13 protein-coding genes are annotated in these 16926 nt (G+C 70.8%); 7 read left to right on the top strand and 6 right to left on the bottom strand.

Going from position 1 to position 16926, the window contains the following annotated elements:
• Positions 1-87 precede the first annotated feature (87 nt).
• The 7 genes from ACGFML_RS24245 to ACGFML_RS24275 all read left to right on the top strand — a co-directional run bounded on the left by ACGFML_RS24245 (position 88) and on the right by ACGFML_RS24275 (position 8920).
• Positions 88-237 carry a hypothetical protein gene (locus tag ACGFML_RS24245; RefSeq protein WP_393546907.1) on the top strand — a complete coding sequence of 50 codons (150 nt, stop codon included), beginning with the start codon at positions 88-90 and terminating at the stop codon, positions 235-237.
• Positions 238-244: 7 nt separating this feature from the next.
• The gene (locus tag ACGFML_RS24250) at positions 245-2365 is read left to right on the top strand and encodes a flavin monoamine oxidase family protein (protein WP_393546909.1); all 2121 of its coding nucleotides are present in this window, start codon (positions 245-247) and stop codon (positions 2363-2365) included.
• On the top strand, positions 2362-4251 hold the full coding sequence (locus ACGFML_RS24255; protein WP_393546911.1) for an alpha-keto acid decarboxylase family protein: 1890 nt from the start codon (positions 2362-2364) through the stop codon (positions 4249-4251). Before ACGFML_RS24250 ends, ACGFML_RS24255 begins: the two co-directional genes overlap by 4 nt.
• Positions 4248-5915 (top strand): flavin monoamine oxidase family protein, encoded by a 1668-nt coding sequence (locus ACGFML_RS24260; protein ID WP_393546913.1) that lies wholly within the window; start codon positions 4248-4250, stop codon positions 5913-5915. Before ACGFML_RS24255 ends, ACGFML_RS24260 begins: the two co-directional genes overlap by 4 nt.
• A 95-nt stretch (positions 5916-6010) precedes the next feature.
• Positions 6011-6601, top strand: a complete 591-nt coding sequence (locus ACGFML_RS24265) for a cupin domain-containing protein (RefSeq protein ID WP_393546915.1) — start codon at positions 6011-6013, stop codon at positions 6599-6601.
• Positions 6602-6770: 169 nt separating this feature from the next.
• On the top strand, positions 6771-7733 hold the full coding sequence (locus tag ACGFML_RS24270) for a DMT family transporter (protein ID WP_393546917.1): 963 nt from the start codon (positions 6771-6773) through the stop codon (positions 7731-7733).
• A complete protein-coding gene (locus ACGFML_RS24275; protein WP_393546919.1) occupies positions 7730-8920 on the top strand; it encodes an acetyl-CoA carboxylase biotin carboxylase subunit family protein in 1191 nt (396 codons plus the stop codon). Before ACGFML_RS24270 ends, ACGFML_RS24275 begins: the two co-directional genes overlap by 4 nt.
• Before the next feature lie 181 nt (positions 8921-9101).
• On the opposite strand, the gene ACGFML_RS24280 is transcribed toward ACGFML_RS24275, so the two are convergent.
• From ACGFML_RS24280 to ACGFML_RS24305, 6 genes are all read right to left on the bottom strand, one after another.
• Entirely contained in the window at positions 9102-10430 is a 1329-nt protein-coding gene (locus tag ACGFML_RS24280; RefSeq protein ID WP_393546921.1) for an enolase C-terminal domain-like protein, read from the bottom strand.
• A gap of 75 nt (positions 10431-10505) precedes the next feature.
• The gene (locus ACGFML_RS24285; protein ID WP_393546922.1) at positions 10506-11843 is read right to left on the bottom strand and encodes a gluconate:H+ symporter; all 1338 of its coding nucleotides are present in this window, start codon (positions 11841-11843) and stop codon (positions 10506-10508) included.
• A 161-nt stretch (positions 11844-12004) separates the two neighbouring features.
• Entirely contained in the window at positions 12005-12949 is a 945-nt protein-coding gene (locus tag ACGFML_RS24290) for a 5-dehydro-4-deoxyglucarate dehydratase (protein WP_393546924.1), read from the bottom strand.
• A 285-nt stretch (positions 12950-13234) separates the two neighbouring features.
• The gene (locus tag ACGFML_RS24295) at positions 13235-14011 is read right to left on the bottom strand and encodes a sulfite exporter TauE/SafE family protein (protein WP_393546926.1); all 777 of its coding nucleotides are present in this window, start codon (positions 14009-14011) and stop codon (positions 13235-13237) included.
• Positions 14012-14319: 308 nt separating this feature from the next.
• Positions 14320-15066, bottom strand: a complete 747-nt coding sequence (locus tag ACGFML_RS24300; RefSeq protein WP_393546927.1) for a 4'-phosphopantetheinyl transferase — start codon at positions 15064-15066, stop codon at positions 14320-14322.
• Between the two features lie 12 nt (positions 15067-15078).
• A complete protein-coding gene (locus ACGFML_RS24305; RefSeq protein WP_393546929.1) occupies positions 15079-15843 on the bottom strand; it encodes a thioesterase II family protein in 765 nt (254 codons plus the stop codon).
• Positions 15844-16926 lie beyond the last annotated feature (1083 nt).

The following is a 16926-nucleotide window of genomic DNA, read 5'->3' on the forward strand; positions in this document are numbered from 1 at the left end:
CTCTTACGCCGTCCCCCCACCGGAAGGCGTCATTCCGCCTGCGCGCACGCCCCGCGCCCCTGCGCGAAGCCCCTGCGAAGGAGAGCAGTGACCACTACCTCAGTGCGTCCGGCCGCGGTGCCGGACGTCGAGCAGATCAACGGCACCACCGAGGCCGACGCGACGGATGCGGTGATCCCCCCGCCCACCGCCCCGCGGCGGCCGGCCGCACACCCCTCCCGGCACGAGAAGGGCTGAGCGCGCCATGGACAACACCACCCGCAGGGACACCACCGGTGCCGAGCGTGCCCACACCAAGACCTATCAGCAGCTGGCGCGTGAACTGCTGCTGATCGGCCCCGAGCCGGCCAACGAGGACCTCAGGCTGCGCTATCTGGACGTCCTCATCGACAAGGGGCTGGCTCCGCCCGCCGAGCGCAAACGCGTGCTGATCGTCGGCGCGGGCATCGCCGGCCTGGTCGCCGGCACGCTGCTGACCCGCGCCGGGCACGATGTGACGATCCTGGAGGCCAACACCAACCGGGTCGGCGGCCGCATCAAGACCTTCTACGCCAAGAAGGGCGAGAAGCCGCCGTTCCGGGACCCCGCGCAGTACGCGGAGGCGGGGGCCATGCGGCTGCCCAGCTTCCACCCCCTGACGCTGGCGCTGGTCGACAAGCTGGGCCTGAAGCGGCGGCTGTTCTTCAACGTCGACATCGATCCGTCGACCGGCAACCAGGAAGCCCGCGTCCCTCCCGTGGTCTACCGCTCGTTCAAGGACGGCAAGGTCTGGAAGAACGGCGAGGCCAGCCCCGATTTCCGGGAGCCGGACAAGCGCAACCAGACCTGGATCCGCACCAACCGCGAACAGACCCGGCGGGCCCGCTACGCCGCGGATCCCTCCGGGATCAACGAGGGCTTCCACCTCACCGGCTGCGAGTCGCGGCTGACCGTCTCGGACATGGTCAACCAGGCGCTGGAGCCGGTGCGCGACTACTACTCCGAACTCCTCGACGACGGCAAGCGGGTCAACAAGCCCTTCCAGGAGTGGCTCGACGGCTGGGCCGACGTCATCCGTGACTTCGACGGCTACTCGATGGGCCGATTCCTGCGCGAGTACGCCGGGTTCAGCGACGAGGCCGTCGAGGCGGCCGGGACGATCGAGAACATGACGTCGCGGCTGCACCTTGCGTTCTTCCACAGCTTCCTGGGCCGCAGCGACATCGATCCGACGGCCACGTACTGGGAGATCGAGGGCGGCAGCCGGATGCTTCCGGAGGCCCTGGCCAAGGAGCTGCGCGACCAGATCGTGATGGGTCACCGGATGGTCCGGCTGGAGTACTACGACCCGGGCCGGGACGGCGCCCACGGCACGGACACCGGGCCGCACGGGCCCGCGGTCGCGATCCAGACCGTGCCGGAGCTGGAGCCGTACAGCGAGCCGCGGACGTGGACCGGCGATCTGGCGATCGTCACCATCCCCTTCTCCAGCCTGCGCTTCACCGCGGTGACCCCGCCGTTCTCGTACAAGAAGCGCCGCGCGGTCATCGAGACGCACTACGACCAGGCGACGAAGGTGCTCCTGGAGTTCTCGCGCCGCTGGTGGGAGTTCACCGAGAAGCAGTGGAAGGAGGAGCTGGACGCCATCGACCCCGGCCTCTACGACTTCTACCAGCGCTGGGGAGAGGACCAGGCCGAGGCCGCCATGGCCGTTCCGCAGGGCGTGCGCGACCTGCCCACCGGGCTGCTCGGCGCCCACCCGAGCGTGGACGAGACAGCCATCAGCCAGGAGCAGGTGGACTACTTCCGCAACTCCTCGCTGTGCGGCGGTGTGCGGCCGGCCACCCACGCCTACGGCGGCGGCTCCACCACCGACAATCCCAACCGCTTCATGTACTACCCCTCGCACGCCGTGTCCGGCAGCCCGGGAGGCGTGGTGCTCGCCGCCTACTCCTGGTCGGACGACGCCGCGCGCTGGGACTCCATGCCGGACCACGAGCGCTACGGCTACGCGCTGCGCAACATGCAGTCGGTGCACGGCCGCCGGATCGAGGTCTTCTACACCGGGGCGGGCCGGACCCAGAGCTGGCTGCGCGACCCCTACGCCTGCGGCGAGGCGGCGGTCTACACCCCGCACCAGATGACCAGCTTCCACCTCGACGTGGTCCGGGCGGAAGGGCCGGTGCACTTCGCCGGTGAGCACGTCTCCCTCAAGCACGCCTGGATCGAGGGCGCGGTGGAGACGGCCGTACGCGCCGCCATCGCCGTCAACGAGGCCCCCCTGACGGGTCGGGGCGCCGTCGACCTCCCGGCCGAGGCACCGCGCGAGCGCCGCGGCGCGGGGGCACCGTCGGACGAGCCGCGAGAGGGCGTGTTGGCCACATGACCACCACACAGACCTGCACGGTTGCCGAGTACCTGGCCGTCCGGCTGGAACAGCTCGGCATCACCCATCTGTTCGGCGTCCCGGGCAACCACCTCGGGCCGTTCCTGTCGACCCTGCACGACAAGACCCGGGTGCGGTGGGTGGGCACCCCGACCGAGGGCGGTGCGGGCCAGGCCGCGGACGGCTACACCCGGGCGAAGGTCGCCGACGCGCAGATCGCGCTCGGCGAGCAGGGCATCGGCGCCGTCGCGGTCACCTACGGCGTGGGCGCGTTCAACCTCCTCAACGCGATCGGCGGCGGCTACACCGAGTACATCCCGCTGATCGCGATCAACGCGGCCCCCACCTACGAGGAATGGCTCAACCAGCGGGCGATCGGCCTGCTCACCTCGCACATGTCGCAGCGCCCGGAGAGCAATCTCGAGGTCTACCGCCAGGTGACGGTCGACGCCCAGGCCCTCTCCGACCCCGCTCTCGCCCCCGGCCAGATCGACGGCGCCCTCACCGCCTGCCTGACCCACCGCCGGCCGGTCTATCTGGAGGTCATGGAAGACGTGTGGACGGCACGGTGCCCCGCGCCGCGCGGCCGTCTCGCGCGCCGCGAGCGGCCGCTCACCGAACGGAACGCGCGCATGCTGGACGCGGCCGTCGCGGCGTGCGTGCAGCTGGTGCAGGATCACGGCCTGCGCCCGATCCTGTGGGCCGGCGAGGAGATCGGCCGCCTCAACCTGGCCGACGAGTTCGCGGAACTGGTCCGGGCGACGGGCATCCCCTACTGCACCACCGTCGGCGCCAAGTCCGTCATCTCCGAGGACACCAAGGGCTTCTGCGGTGTCTACAACGGCAAGGCCAGCAATCCGGACGTGGCCGAGGTCTTCCAGAACGCCGGCTGCCGCATCGGGCTGGGCTCCTGGGCGACCTCGAAGAACCTCGGCGGGATGCGGTCGATCGGCGAGGACTGGGCGGTGGCGGCCCACGAGGGGGTGCACGTCGGCGCCGCCTACTTCCCCGGCGTCCGGCTGGACCGATTCGTCCCCGCGCTGCGTGACGCCTTCGTCGCGGAGTTCGGGGCCGGCCGCTTCGCCGCCGACTACTACGCGGACGCCCGCCGGGACGGCCTCGACGTCCCTGCCGACACCGCCGCCTATCTGGCGACGCTGACGGGCGGCCCCTACCCGAAGAGCGTGACGTACGACAGCTTCTTCCGGCACATCAACGCCTTCCTCCAGGAGTGCGCCACCGAAGGGCCCGGCGGACGCACCACCCCCTTCACCGTGGTCAGTGACGCCGCGTTCGCGCTGATCGGCTCGATGAATCTGCGGATGACCGAGCGCGCCTCGTACGTGGCGCAGAACAGCTGGCTGTCCATCGGCTACTCGGTGGGCGCGGCCACCGGGGTGGCGCTGGCCCGCAGCGGCACCCGCAAACGCCCCCTGGTCTTCGTCGGTGACGGGTCGTTCCAGGAGACGTGCCAGGAGATGTCCACGCAGGTGCGGAACGATCTGCGCCCGGTGGTGTTCGTCCTGGACAACAAGGGCTTCTACGGCATCGAGCAGATGCTCGTCCACCCCTGCTACTACAAGGACGGGAAGCCCGAGGACGACGGCGCCGACTTCTACAACGAGCTGCTTCCGTGGAAGTACGAGGAGCTCGCGGCGGTCTTCGGCTCCGCCAAGCACCCGATGAGCGGCGCTGCCGTGGGCACCCACGACGATCTCGCCATCCTGCTCCGGCAGATCGCCGACCCCACCCACGCCGTCAACCAGGGCCCCCTCGTCGTACGCGTGGAGTTCGCGCGGCACGACTATCCCGAGGCGCTCAAGTACAAGATCGCCGAGAACTGTCCGCCGTCCGCCGGAACCTCTTCCGAAGGGAACGTGGGATGACCCCCGACAGACCCCGTCCGGCGCCGGTGCACGCCCCCGCCGGCGACTCGGCCAAGGCTCTGCGGCACGCCATGAGCGGCCTGGCCGGACCTCAGACGAACGGCTGGACCGGCACCGCCGAACAGCCCGGCGAGAGCCCGGGCGGTGGACCCGAGGTGCTGATCCTGGGCGCCGGCGTCGCGGGCCTGACCGCCGCGTACGAGCTCAGTGTGCGCGGCTACCGGGTCACCGTGCTGGAGGCACAGCACCGCGTCGGCGGCCGCAACCGCACCGCGCGCACGGGCGACGAGCTCTACGAGCTGGACGCCGACGGCCGCCCCGCGCTCATGCACACCTGCGCCTTCGACGACGACCTGTACCTCAACCTGGGCCCCGGCCGGATCCCGTACCACCACCGCAGGGTGCTCAAGTACTGCCGGGACTTCGGCGTGGAGCTGGAGCCGTACGTCATGGAGACCACGGCGAACCGGGTCCGCCCGCCCCACGCGCCCACCGCCTGGCCCAACCGCCGGGTGGCGAACGACACCCGGGGCCACCTGGCGCAACAGCTCGCCGAGAACCTCATCGGCCTCGACGCCTTCACGGGTGAACTGCGCGAGCTGCTGGGCGCGTTCGGCGACCTGGACGAGAACGGCAAGTACCGCGGCTCCACCCGCTCGGGCTATCTCAGCCTGCCCGAGATCGCGGAGTGGCCCGTGCCGGCTCCGCCGCTGTCCTTCGAGGACCTGGTGAACTCGGGCTTCTGGAAGGCCCGTTTCTACCAGCCGGTCGACCACCTCTGGCAGGACACGATGTTCCAGCCGGTCGGCGGCATGGACCACATCGTCAAGGCGCTGGCCCGGGAGGCCAAGCGGGCCGGCGCGACCTTCGTGCTCGGCGCCGAGGTCTTCCGCATCGAGATCGCCGAGGGGGACGGCACCGGGGTCGGTGTCGACTACCGCAAGGGCGGCGCGGAGTTCCACGCCGACGCGCGGTACTGCGTCAGCAACATTCCCTTCCCGGTGCTCCTCGGCATCCGGCGCAACAACTTCTCGGAGGCGTTCCACAAGGCCATCACCGCCGTGCCCTTCGAGAAGACCTGCAAGGTCGGCTGGCAGGCCAATCGCCGCTTCTGGGAGGGCGACCTCGACCGCACCTACGAGACCGAGGGGATCTACGGCGGGATCAGCTGGACCGGCCACAACATCACCCAGCTGTGGTACCCGTCGAACGACTACTTCTCCGACAAGGGAACCCTGACCGGCGCCTACAACTTCAAGGACGAAGCGGGCGCCCTCGGGGACCTGCCACCCGACGAACGCCTGGAGCTGGCCCGCGAGGGCGCCGCCGAGCTGCACCCCGAGTTCGGGGACCGAAAGCTCGTCCCCGACGACAAGGGCGTCACCATCGCCTGGCACAAGGTGCCCTATCAGCTGGGCGGCTGGGCGGCGTGGAAACCGAAGGTCGACGCCCACAAGGCGGCCTACAAGCGCCTGCTCGCGCCGGAGGGCTCCGACGCGTTCTACGTCACCGGTGACCAGATCTCCCCACTGCCCGGCTGGCAGGAGGGCGCCATGATGTCGGCGCAGTACGTCGTCCAGCAGATCCGCGGCCTGATGCCGCTGAGCGCACCCGAGGAGGTCGAAGTGCCCGACTCGGTCGCGCTGACACAGGGCCGGTACTGAGGCGGCCGCACGGGGCGGGGGCGCAACGGCGGGCGCGAGGGGGCCGGGGCGTCGGCCGGCGCTCCTGCCGGACGGCGCTCCTCTAGGATCGAGGCATGGCTGCCCCGGACCCCTCCCCTCGCGCCCCACGGGATCCGGAACTCGGTTTCCCGCCGCCCGGCGAGGTGCTGCACCGGCTCCGTACGCACAAGGGGATGTCGTTGCGCCAAGTGGCCGCCGAGTGCGGGCTGTCGGTTTCCTTCCTGGCCTCTTTGGAGCGTGGTGAGACCGATATCGCCCTGGAGCGGCTCGGTCGCCTCGCCAAGGTCTTCGACCACGATGTCGGCTCGTTCCTGGGATTCTCCCGGGGGCGGGCCACCCCCTCCGTCTTCCCCCGGGAGCAGCAGGAGATCCTGAACCGCGCCCCGGGTGTCGTCTACCGGGTACTGCGATCCCCGGAGTTCGGCTACCAGATGGTCACGGGGGACTTCGCTCCGCACAGCGGCCTCACCGAGGACCTCCAGCACGAGGGCTCCGACCTCGTCACCGTCACCCGGGGCTCCTTGGTGGCCCGCTACAACGGCGTGGACCACCGGCTGGGCGCCGGTGACTGCATCCAGTGGTCGGCCGGCCATCCGCACAGCTTCCGCAACGACACCGACGAGCCGGCCCAGATGGTCGTGGTCCTCTTCTCCAGTCTCTACTGAGCCCGCCGCCCCCTTCGCTTCTCCCCCCAGCCGCCCCACGGACACGCGTCCGTGGGGCCTTTCGCCGTCCGGCCCCGGTCCCTGCCACATCTCACCATGGACGATATTTTGTTCTAGTGTGCAATTTACTGAACACTAGACACCGAACGCCATCGCACAGGGAGCCACGATGAAGAGTCCCCCCGCACCCGCCGAAGGCGCCTTACGGCTCACGGCAGGCCGCCGCACCGCCGGCCTGCCCGGTCGTGCGGCGCTGGTCCTGGTCTGGAGTTCGGGCTTCCTCTCCGGCACGCTCGGCCTGCGGCACGCGGCGCCGTACACCTTCGCCACCCTGCGCTTCGCCCTCGCCGGGCTGGCCCTGCTGGCCCTCACCTTGCTCCGCCGCGAGCGGCTGCCCCGAGGGCGCCTGCTGGCACATGTGGCCGTCGCCGGAACGCTCGTCCAGGCGGTGCAGTTCTCCAGCATCTATGTGGGCATGGACCTCGGAGTACCCTCCGGGCTCGCGGCCCTGATCATCGCCCTCTACCCGCTGACCGCGTCGCTGCTGGCGGTGCCGGTGCTCCACGAGCGGGTCTCACCGGGCCAGTTCCTCGGCCTCGTCCTCGGCCTCGGCGGAGTCGCCCTGGCGGTGGCCGAGGGGATCCACCCCGCCGGCGGCTCGCTGCCCGGCCTGGGCTTCCTCGTCCTGGGCCTGCTGGGCATCTCGGCCGGCACCGTCTACCAGAAGCGGTTCTGCGGAGCGATGTCACCGATCGGCGGCAGTGCCGTACAGCTCCTGACCGCCTCGCTCGTGACGCTGGTCCCCGCACTCCTCGCCGAGGGCTGGGACGTGCACTTCACTGCCGGGTACTGGCCGGTGCTGCTGTGGAGCGCGCTGATCAACTCCATCGTCGGCGTCGGCCTGCTCTACCGCCTGCTGCAGCGGCACGGCACGAGCCAGGTCAGCAGCCTGTTCCACCTGGTACCGATGAGCACGGCGGGGCTCGGCGCCCTGCTGCTCGGACAGCAGCTCGGACCGCTCACCCTCGGCGGGCTCGCCCTCGCCACGGCCGGCACCCTCCTCGCCGGCCGCATCCGCCCTGTCCCCTCCTGGCAACGCCCCTCCACGAATTGCGAGGCCGATACCCCATGAACGATGTCGCAGTGATCAACTACGGCCCGGCACACGACTACGCCGCCATGCTCCCCGAACTGGCCGGACACCTGTACGTGTTCAGCCACCACGACCTGGTCCACACCCAGGATCTGGCCCACTACGAGTACGTCGAGAACTGTGAGTCCGTACCGTACGCGGAACTGATGATCCGCCGGCTCGCCCGCGAGAAGCCGTTCGCCCACGTCATCACCGACAACGAATACGACCTCGAACGCGCCGCCCGCATCCGCGAGGACCTGGGAATCCCCGGCCAGTCCCCGGCCAGCGCCCTCTCGTTCCGCGACAAGGCCGTCATGAAGGAGGTCGCGAGCCGCACCGTTCCCACCGCGCGCTTCACCCGCCTCGCGGCGTTCACCGACCTGACCGACTTCCTCCAGGAGCACGGCTTCCCGGTCGTGGTGAAGCCGGTGAAGCAGGGCGGTTCCCGCGACATCACCGTCCTGCGGGACGACGACGACATGGTCGCCTTCAGCCGGCGCCCCTGGCGCGAGGACCTCATGGTCGAAGAGTTCATCGACGGACCGATGTACCACGTCGACGCCGTGCTGGCGGACGGCTACCGCTTCGTGGCCTCCTCCCGCTATCTGCGCAGCTGCCTCGGCGTCTTCTCCGGCCACAACAACGGCTCCCTCCAGCTGCACCCCCGGGACCCGCTCGCCCGCCGCCTCGAGGAATTCCTCGACCGGACGCTCGACGCCTTCGACACCCCGGCCGCCGGCGCCTACCACCTGGAGGTGTTCCACACCCCCGACGACGAACTGGTGCTGTGCGAAATCGCCTCACGCGTCGGCGGCGACCGCATCCCCGCACTCACCCGCGCCACCTACGGCGTGGACCTGCACACCGCCGCACTGCGCGGCTCCTGCGGCCTCCCCCTCGCCCCGGTGCCGTCCGCGACGCCGGCCCGGCTGCACGGTTCGGTCTCCCTCCTGCCGCAGGGCCGCCCGGTGCGCGCACCCGCCCGCCCACCGTTCCCCTGGATCCACCACTACGAGGTGAACACCACCCTCACGCCCGACGCGGTGACGCTCCACAGCGCCTCGCACCTGTGCTTCGTCATCGTGCACGGCAGCGACACGGAGCAGGTCGAGCGGCGCCTCCTGACGGCGGAGGCGTGGCTCCTGGACAACCTGGAGGAGATACCCGACGGCACCTCCGGGTGACAGGGACCGACGACGGCGCGGGTGCGTGCGCTCGACGCGCTGCCGCGGGTGTCGGCGAACCACGCGTGCCGCGCGTACCGCGCACGGAAGGACGCCTTCGACGGGAGGGGCGCCCGTCGGGCGCCGCCCGTCGGGCTTCGCCACGCCCGCGAGGACGCAGGCGCCCCACGGTCGGCTCCGTTCACCTCACCAGGCAGGGGCGCTTGCCGTCGAACGCCCAGTCCTTCACCAGGTAGCGCATTCCGGCGGCGTCGTCCCGGCCGGAGAGGTTCTTCTCCAGGTAGAGCTCGTGGGCCGCGAGCAGCCGGTCCGTGTCGAGCTCGACCCCGAGGCCCGGGGTGTCGTCGACGGCGACCTCGCCGCCGGCGATCCGCGGGGGCTCGGCGGTCAGCCGCTCCAGGCCCTCCTGCCAGATCCAGTGGGTGTCCAGGGCGTTGTGGTCACCCGGGGCCGCGGCCCCGCAGTGGGCCATCATGGCCAGCGAGATGTCGAAGTGGTTGTTGGAGTGGCAGCCCCAGGTCAGGCCCATCGCATGGCACAACTGGGCCACCCGCACCGATCCCTGCATGGTCCAGAAGTGCGGGTCCGCGAGCGGGATGGAGACCGACTGCAGCGCCAACGCGTGGGTGAGCTGGCGCCAGTCGGTCGCGATCATGTTGGTGGCGGTGGGCAGGCCGGTGGCCCGGCGGAACTCCGCGAGGATCTCCCGGCCCGAGTAGCCGTCCTCGGCTCCGCACGGGTCCTCGGCGTACGCCAGCGTGCCGACCAGGGGCCGGCACAGCTCGACGGCTTCCCGCAGGGACCAGGCCCCGTTCGGGTCGAGGGTGATCCGCGCTCCCGGGAAGCGCTCCTTCAGGGCCCGTACGGCCTTGACCTCCTCGGGGCCCGGCAGGACGCCGCCCTTGAGCTTGAAGTCACGGAACCCGTAACGCGCGTACGTCGCCTCGGCCTGTCGGACGATCGCCTCCGGGCTCAGCGCCTCCTCGCGGCGGATGCGGTACCACTCCACGGGGGCGTCGGGTTCGCGGACGTATTCCAGGTCGGTCCGGCCGGGGTCGCCGACGTAGAAGAGGTATCCGAGGACGCGGACCGCATCGCGCTGCTTGCCGTCCCCGAGCAGGGCGGCCACGGGCACCTCCAAGTGCTGGCCGAGCAGGTCGAGGAGCGCCGATTCGACGGCCGTCACGGCATGCACCGTGGTGCGCAGGTCGAAGGTCTGCTCGCCGCGCCCTGCCTCGTCGCGGTCGCCGAACCGCGCCCCCATGGCGAGCAGGACACGCTTGTAGTCGCCCACCCGCGCACCGACGACCAGGGATTCCGCTTCGCGCAGTGTGCGGGTGATGCCCTCGCCGCCCGGGACCTCGCCCAGTCCGGTCCGGCCCTGGGAGTCCTGGACGACCAGAACGTTCCGGGTGAAGTACGGGGCGTGTGCGCCGGAGAGGTTGAGTGCCATGGAGTCACGGCCTGCTACCGGATAGACGGAGAAGTGGGTGACGACGGGCTGGCTCATGAGAGGCGTCCTTCGACGATCGGTGATCGGGTGGGTGTCGGTGACGTGTGGGTGCGTGGGCGGCACCCGCACCGCTCAGAGGCTGAGGGCGTCCAGGGCGCGTTCCACGAGGAGGACGCCTCCCAGGCCGAGGACGGCGAGGACGGTCGTATAGGTGGTACGTGCCTTGATCGCCTCGATGACCGACAGATTGAAGTACTCCTTGAACATCCAGAAACCCGGGTCGTTGACGTGCGAGAAGGCGATCGAGCCGCAGGAGACGGCCAGCACCATGATCTCGGGGTGGACCCCGCTGCCCGCGAGCAGCGGCAGCACCACACCGGACGCCGTGACGACGGCGACCGTCGCCGAGCCCAGCGCCACCCTGAGGATCACGGCGACGAGCCAGGCGAGGACGATCGGCGAGATGGACCAGCCGTCGGTGGCGTCCTTGATGTAGTCCGAGATCCCGCCGTCGACGAGGACCTGCTTGAAGGCGCCGCCGGCCCCGATCACCAGCAGGATCATCGCCATCGCCTGCGCCGCTCCCCGGCACGAGGCGCTGACCTCCGCCAGGCTCCGGCCGATCCGCGGCCCGAAGGCCCAGATCGCGACGACCAGCGTCAACAGCAGCGCGATCGGCGCCGAGCCGACGAACTCGACGAGGTGCACGAGCGGGGTGTCCGCCGAGGTGGCCATGTCGGTGACGGCGGCGCCCGCGATGAGCACCACGGGCAGCAGAGCGACCGACAGTGACCAGGCCGTTCCCGGCATCTCCTGGTCCTCGAAGACGCGTTCGCTCACCAGGCCCTTGGGGACGGAGGGGTTCATGGCCCGGATGAACGGGAGCCGCGGCCACACCAGAGCGATGAGCGCACCGACGGGGACGGCGATGAACAGGCCGTAGAACAGGGTCAGTCCGGCGGAGGCGTGGAAGGTCGAGGCGACCGCGGTCGGGCCCGGGTGCGGAGGCAGAAAGCTGTGCATGGTGGACAGGGCGATGGACATCGGGAGTCCGACCCACAGCAGGCTCTTCCGGGTGACCCTGACCAGGGTGAAGGCGACGGGCACGATGATGACGAAGGCCACCTCGTAGAACATCGTGACGCCGATGAGCATGGCGGTCAGCACCATGGCCACCTGTACCCCGCCCGGGCCGCAGAGGGCAAGGAGCCTGGTGGCTATGCGCTGGGCGGCACCGGAGTCCCCCATCACCCGGCCGACCATGGCGCCGAGCCCGATGGTGAGCATCGTGTCGCCGATCTGCCCGCCGATGCCCTCCGCGAGGATGTCCGGGATCTTCACCAGGGGAATGCCCTGCACCAGGGCGACACCGACGGCGACGAGCAGGAGGGCGGCGAAGCCGTTCAGCTTGAGCCGTGTCATGAGGAAGAGCAGGGCCAGGACACTGATCCCGACGACGACGAGTGGCATGAGTCGGTTCCCCTTCGAACTGTGCGCCGGACGATCGGATGAACGGTGCGCCGGACCACCGCAGGCTCCGTCGAGCCGCCGGACGGCCCATGACGGCGGAGCACGGGGCAGGTGCACGGGCGTGCCGCGCGGCGGGCCGTCGGGCACCGCCGGGGCGGGGGTCAGCGCCCGACGCCGACCAGTTCCAGACCCTGGTCCAGCAGCTTTTGCAGGTCGGCGAGGTCGTCCGGCGCGGGGTGCGTGAGCGGTGCGCGCACCGGCCCCACGGGCAGACCGCGCAGCCGGGCCGCCGCCTCGACGAGCGACACGGCGTAGCCGGTCCTCCTGTCGCGCAGCTCGACGAACGGGACGTAGAAACCTCGCAGCAGCTCATCCGCCCTGTCCGCGTCCCCCCGTTGGAGGGCGTGGAAGAAGGCGCACGCGATCTCCGGGGCGAACGCGTGCACGGCTGACGAGTAGGCGGGTACGCCGACGGCGGCGTAGGCGCGGGCCTGGATCTCCGCGGTGGCGGCGCCGTTGAAGAAGAGGAAGTCGTCCGGTGCGGCGAGGGTGAGGTGCTGGAGGCGGTCGAGGTCGCTGTGGCCGTCCTTCAGGCCGATGACGGTCGGGATGCGGGCGATGCGGCGCAGGCTGTCGGCGGTGAAGGCGACCTGGTCGCGCTGGTAGGCGATCAGCGGCAACCGCGTCCCGTCGGCGATCTTGCGCAACTGCTCCACCAGGCCGTCCTGAGGCGCCTGGATCAGATAGTGCGGGAGGACGAGTGCGGCGTCGGCGCCCGCGTCCTCGGCGATCCGCGCGAACCGCAGCGCCTGGGCCCAGCCGTAGCCGATCCCCGCGACGACCGGCACCCGCCCCCGTGTCACCGTCACGGCCGCGGTGACGGCCTCGCGATACTCGTCCTCGTCCAGAGCCGTGAACTCGCCCGTTCCGCAAACGGGGAAGACGGCGCCCGGACCGGCCGCGATCCGGCCTTCGAGATACCCGCGATACGCGCCGACGTCCAGGCTTCCCCGCTCCTGAAAGCTCGTCAGCGGGAAGGACAGCACGCCCCGCTCCATGCCCTCACTCAGACGCCTCGCCACATGCACGGTCTCGGCCTCCGGCATGACCTCTCTCCTGCTCGTCTTCATATAAAGACATCATCCATATACAAGAACGGAGGCTAAGGAGGTGAGTACTCGAGGTCAATGGGTCTGCACCGACGGAATGACGTGCGGGGCATGTCGCAGCGGGGGCGCCACCGTGGCGAAGCGGTCGGTACGGGCGTCGCGTTGCCCGGGCCCCGCCGGCGATGCGGGGCGACACTCCCCCTCGAGCGTGCGGGGAGGTCAGGGCGACCGTCGAGGCGCTGCCGCCCGGTACGTCGCGCGGGCCCGCCCCGTGTCGGCGACTCAGCCGCCGCCGGACCCGCGCCACAAGGAGAAGGCGAGCCCTAGGCCCGCCAGGGCGATGGCGATCCGCAACGGCGTCTCGGGGACCTTGCGCACCACGACCGGCCCCACCCGGCTCCCGACCAGGCAGCCGAGTCCGAGAGCCACCGCGGACGCCCAGTCGACGGGGGCGAGGAACGCGTAGGCGACGGCCGCGGTGATGTTGGCCGCGCCCGTGGCGATGTTCTTCACGGCGTTGGTCACGGGCAGTGGTTCGTTCGCCGACACGGACAGGACCGCCAGCATCAGCACACCCGCGGCGGCCCCGAAGTAGCCGCCGTACAGGCCGACCAGCAGGACCGAGCAGGCCAGCGGCAGTCCGGCCGGAACGGTCGAGCCTGCCGCGCGCGGCCGCCGCTTCGCCACCAGGCGGCGCAGCGGCTCGCGGACCAGGATCAGCACCGACCCCAGCGCGACCAGCCACGGCACGACACTCTCGAACGCCGCGGACGGAGTTCCCAGCAGCAGCGCCGCCCCGGCCGAGCCGCCTGCCGCCGCGAGCACCGCGAGACGCAGCAACCGAGGTCGCTGCCCGCGCAGTTCCTCCCGCGAACCCGCGGCGGTGCCCACCGTGTTCGCGAAGAGCGCCACGGTGTTGGTCACATTGGCGGCCACCGGCGGGAGACCGGCGGCCAGCAACGCCGGGTAGCTGAACAACGAGGCGAGCCCCGCGATCGACCCGGCCAGCCCGGAAGCGGCCCCCGCCGCCGCGAGCAGCAGGACGGAGCCGACCTCCACGCGGTCCCTCCCCTCGGCCGAACGGCCCGTCCACTCGGTGCCGACCGACGACGCCGGTTGCGTTGCCGTGCCGTTGCCTGCCGCGCCGCACCGTGGCCGCACCGTGGCTGCGCCGTCTCGGGACAGGGACGGCGTCCACATACGGAGACGATAGGGGTCGGAGTTCGGCCGAACAACGGCGGGGCCGAAGCCCAAAGACCCCGTGCGTGCGGCGACGCATGCGGCGTAGGCGGCTGTGACCACGGGGCACGGCCACGTCTTCGCACGTTGCCTGTCCGGGTCGGGTCGATGAGGCCGGCCCGAACCGCTCACGCCCCGGCCGGTGGGGGCGGTCCGGGGGAGGCGGCGGCGTGGTGGTGCAGGGTGACGGCGGTGAGGATCAGGCCGTCGCGGGCCAGCCAGCGTCCGGACAACCGCTGGAGCCGCTCGCCGTGCACGAGCGGGCCGGGCCGCAGCAACCGCGCGGAGAACGTGCCGCGGTCCGGGTCGAAGGCGAGGGCCGCGTCGCTGAAGCCCAGCTGCTGCGGAGCGAGCGGGAACCACGCCTTGTAGACGGCCTCCTTGGCGCTGAACAGCGCTCGGTCCCAGTGCACCGGGGTCTCGCGGGCCGCCAGTTCGGTCAGCAGTCGGCGCTCCTCGCGGAGGGCGATCACCTCCAGTACGCCTTCGGGCAGCGGGCCGTTGGGCTCGGCGTCCACGCCGATCGCCACCTGGTCCGTGTGCCGGGCGACCGCAGCGGCGCGGTAGCCCGCGCAGTGCGTGATGCTGCCGACCACGCCGCGCGGCCACTGCGGCTCTCCGCGCGGGCCGGCCGGTACCGGCGTGGGCGGCAGTCCGAGGCGGGTGAGCGCGCGCCGGGCGCAGAGACGTGCGGTGGTGAACTCCCGCCGCCTCCTGCCCACCGCCCGGCCGACCACCCGCTCCTCCTCGGGGGCCAACTCGAAGTCGGTGACCGGGTCTTCGAAACACTCCACGGCCATGGTGGTGGACGGGAGGACGTCTGCCATCATGCCGGTCCCCTGGATCGGGCGGTCCCCGGTGCGGGAGGGGGTCATGGCGGTAGGCCCTCAGGCGCCGGTGGTGACGGACAGGAGCTGTGCGGAGATCTCCCGGTTGACGGCCCGGCTGTGCTGGTTGAGATAGAAGTGGCCGCCGCCGTAGACCTTGAGGTCGAACGTCCCTGTGGTGTGGGCGGCCCACGAGCGGGCCTCGTCGAGGGTGACCCTGGGGTCGGTGTCGCCGATCAGTGCGGTGACGGGGCAGCTGAGGTCGGGGCCGGGCACGTAGCGGTAGGTCTCGGCGGCCTTGTAGTCGCTGCGGATCGCCGGGAGGACCATGCGCAGCATCTCGGCGTTCTCCAGCAGCTGCGCGTCGGTGCCGCTGAGCTCCTGGACCTCCCGGATGAGCTGTTCGTCGCCCGTGCGGTGGACGAACTCGTCCCGGTGTGCGGAGGGTGCGCGCCGGCCCGAGGCGAACAGGGCGGCCGGGGTGACGCCGTGCGCGTGCTCCAGGAGCCGTGCGACCTCGAAGGCGAGGGAGGCACCCATGCTGTGCCCGAACAGGGCCAGCGGTCGGTCGGTCCACGGCAGCAGCCGGTGGACGACCTGTCGGGCCAGCTCGGGGAGGGATTCGACGCACGGTTCCCTGTGGCGGTCCTGGCGGCCGGGGTACTGGACGGCCAGGACGTCGATATCCGGGGCCAGGGCCTCGGCGACCCGGAAGTAGTAGCTGGCCGAACCGCCGGCGTGGGGTAAGCAGACCAGCCGGGTCACGGCCTCCGGGGCCGGATGGAAACGGCGCACCCACAGGTCGTTGTCCTCGGTGGTGTTCATTTTCCGCAACCCCTTCGGTTCCTTCGTTCCGTTGACTTACCCGGGTCGCCGGGACGGCGATATGGTGCGCGGCGAATTCGTATGCGCCGTGGACGTCGACCGATTCTTTGCGAAAGGGTACACGGCGGTTCTGCGGGAATTCACGGAAGGCCCTTCGGACCGTCATCTGTCCATTGTCCGCGGAGATTTCACGGCCCGTTTCGCCGAGGGTCGAGCGCGGCTTCGCAGGGCCGTCGCGTGGTGTCGGAGTGCGGTCGCTTGTGTGGTGAACGGAGTACGTGATGACGCCGTGAAGCGTACGTTCTCACGGGCCCCCGCAACAGGTACAAAGGTCCTACTCTCCTTGGCCCGCCCGCGGTGCGCCCCACCCCCGGGCGGGCGGGATCCCTGGTGTCCGGCGCCGTGCGGCGCGTACGCGGCACACCCGACGGGCCGGGCGCATCGGGGGTTTCCCGAAGCTTGACCTGCAATTTTCTGCATACCGGGCCGAGTGGCAATGGTTGCCCACGAGGCCCGGTATGCAATTTTTTGCAGATGCCCCCGACGTGCAATTCTCTGCACCCCGGGGAAGCCCGCCGTCGGTATCCCCGTGGGCGATAGCGGAGCGCACGGAGACGGGGGCACGTCCTGGGCTGTACAGCGATGCTGATGCCGCGGGAGCCGAAAGCGGAATGTCGGCCGCCGCAACACCCGGGCTGTGGAGTTCCGGCTCACAATCCGACTGGTCAGAATAATCTTGACGGCCTTATGGAGCCGCGGATAACTTCATAGCTGTTGCGAAGGCCCATGATCTTGTGGAGCTCGCGGCCGACGGGGAGCGACCGGCACAGAGCCGGCCTGCGGCGTATCGGCCCGATTTCTCAGCCATCGGCCATTCTGCGGACGCAATTGTGGCGCCGGTCTCCGGCGCAGCTTTCCACCAGTACTCGACGGGGGACTTCGAATGAATTCAGACAACGGTTGACGCCGCGGTGCGGTGCCCTTCCGTTGCTTGTGGGCGGCCTGCCGTCGCCTCCTGCCGTGCCGTCGCCGTGACGGTGCCCGATACCTCCCTCCTGCCCTCAGGCGGCCGGAAGCAGCCCC

This window comes from Streptomyces sp. NPDC048650 (assembly GCF_043199095.1).
Classification (GTDB): Bacteria; Actinomycetota; Actinomycetes; order Streptomycetales; family Streptomycetaceae; genus Streptomyces.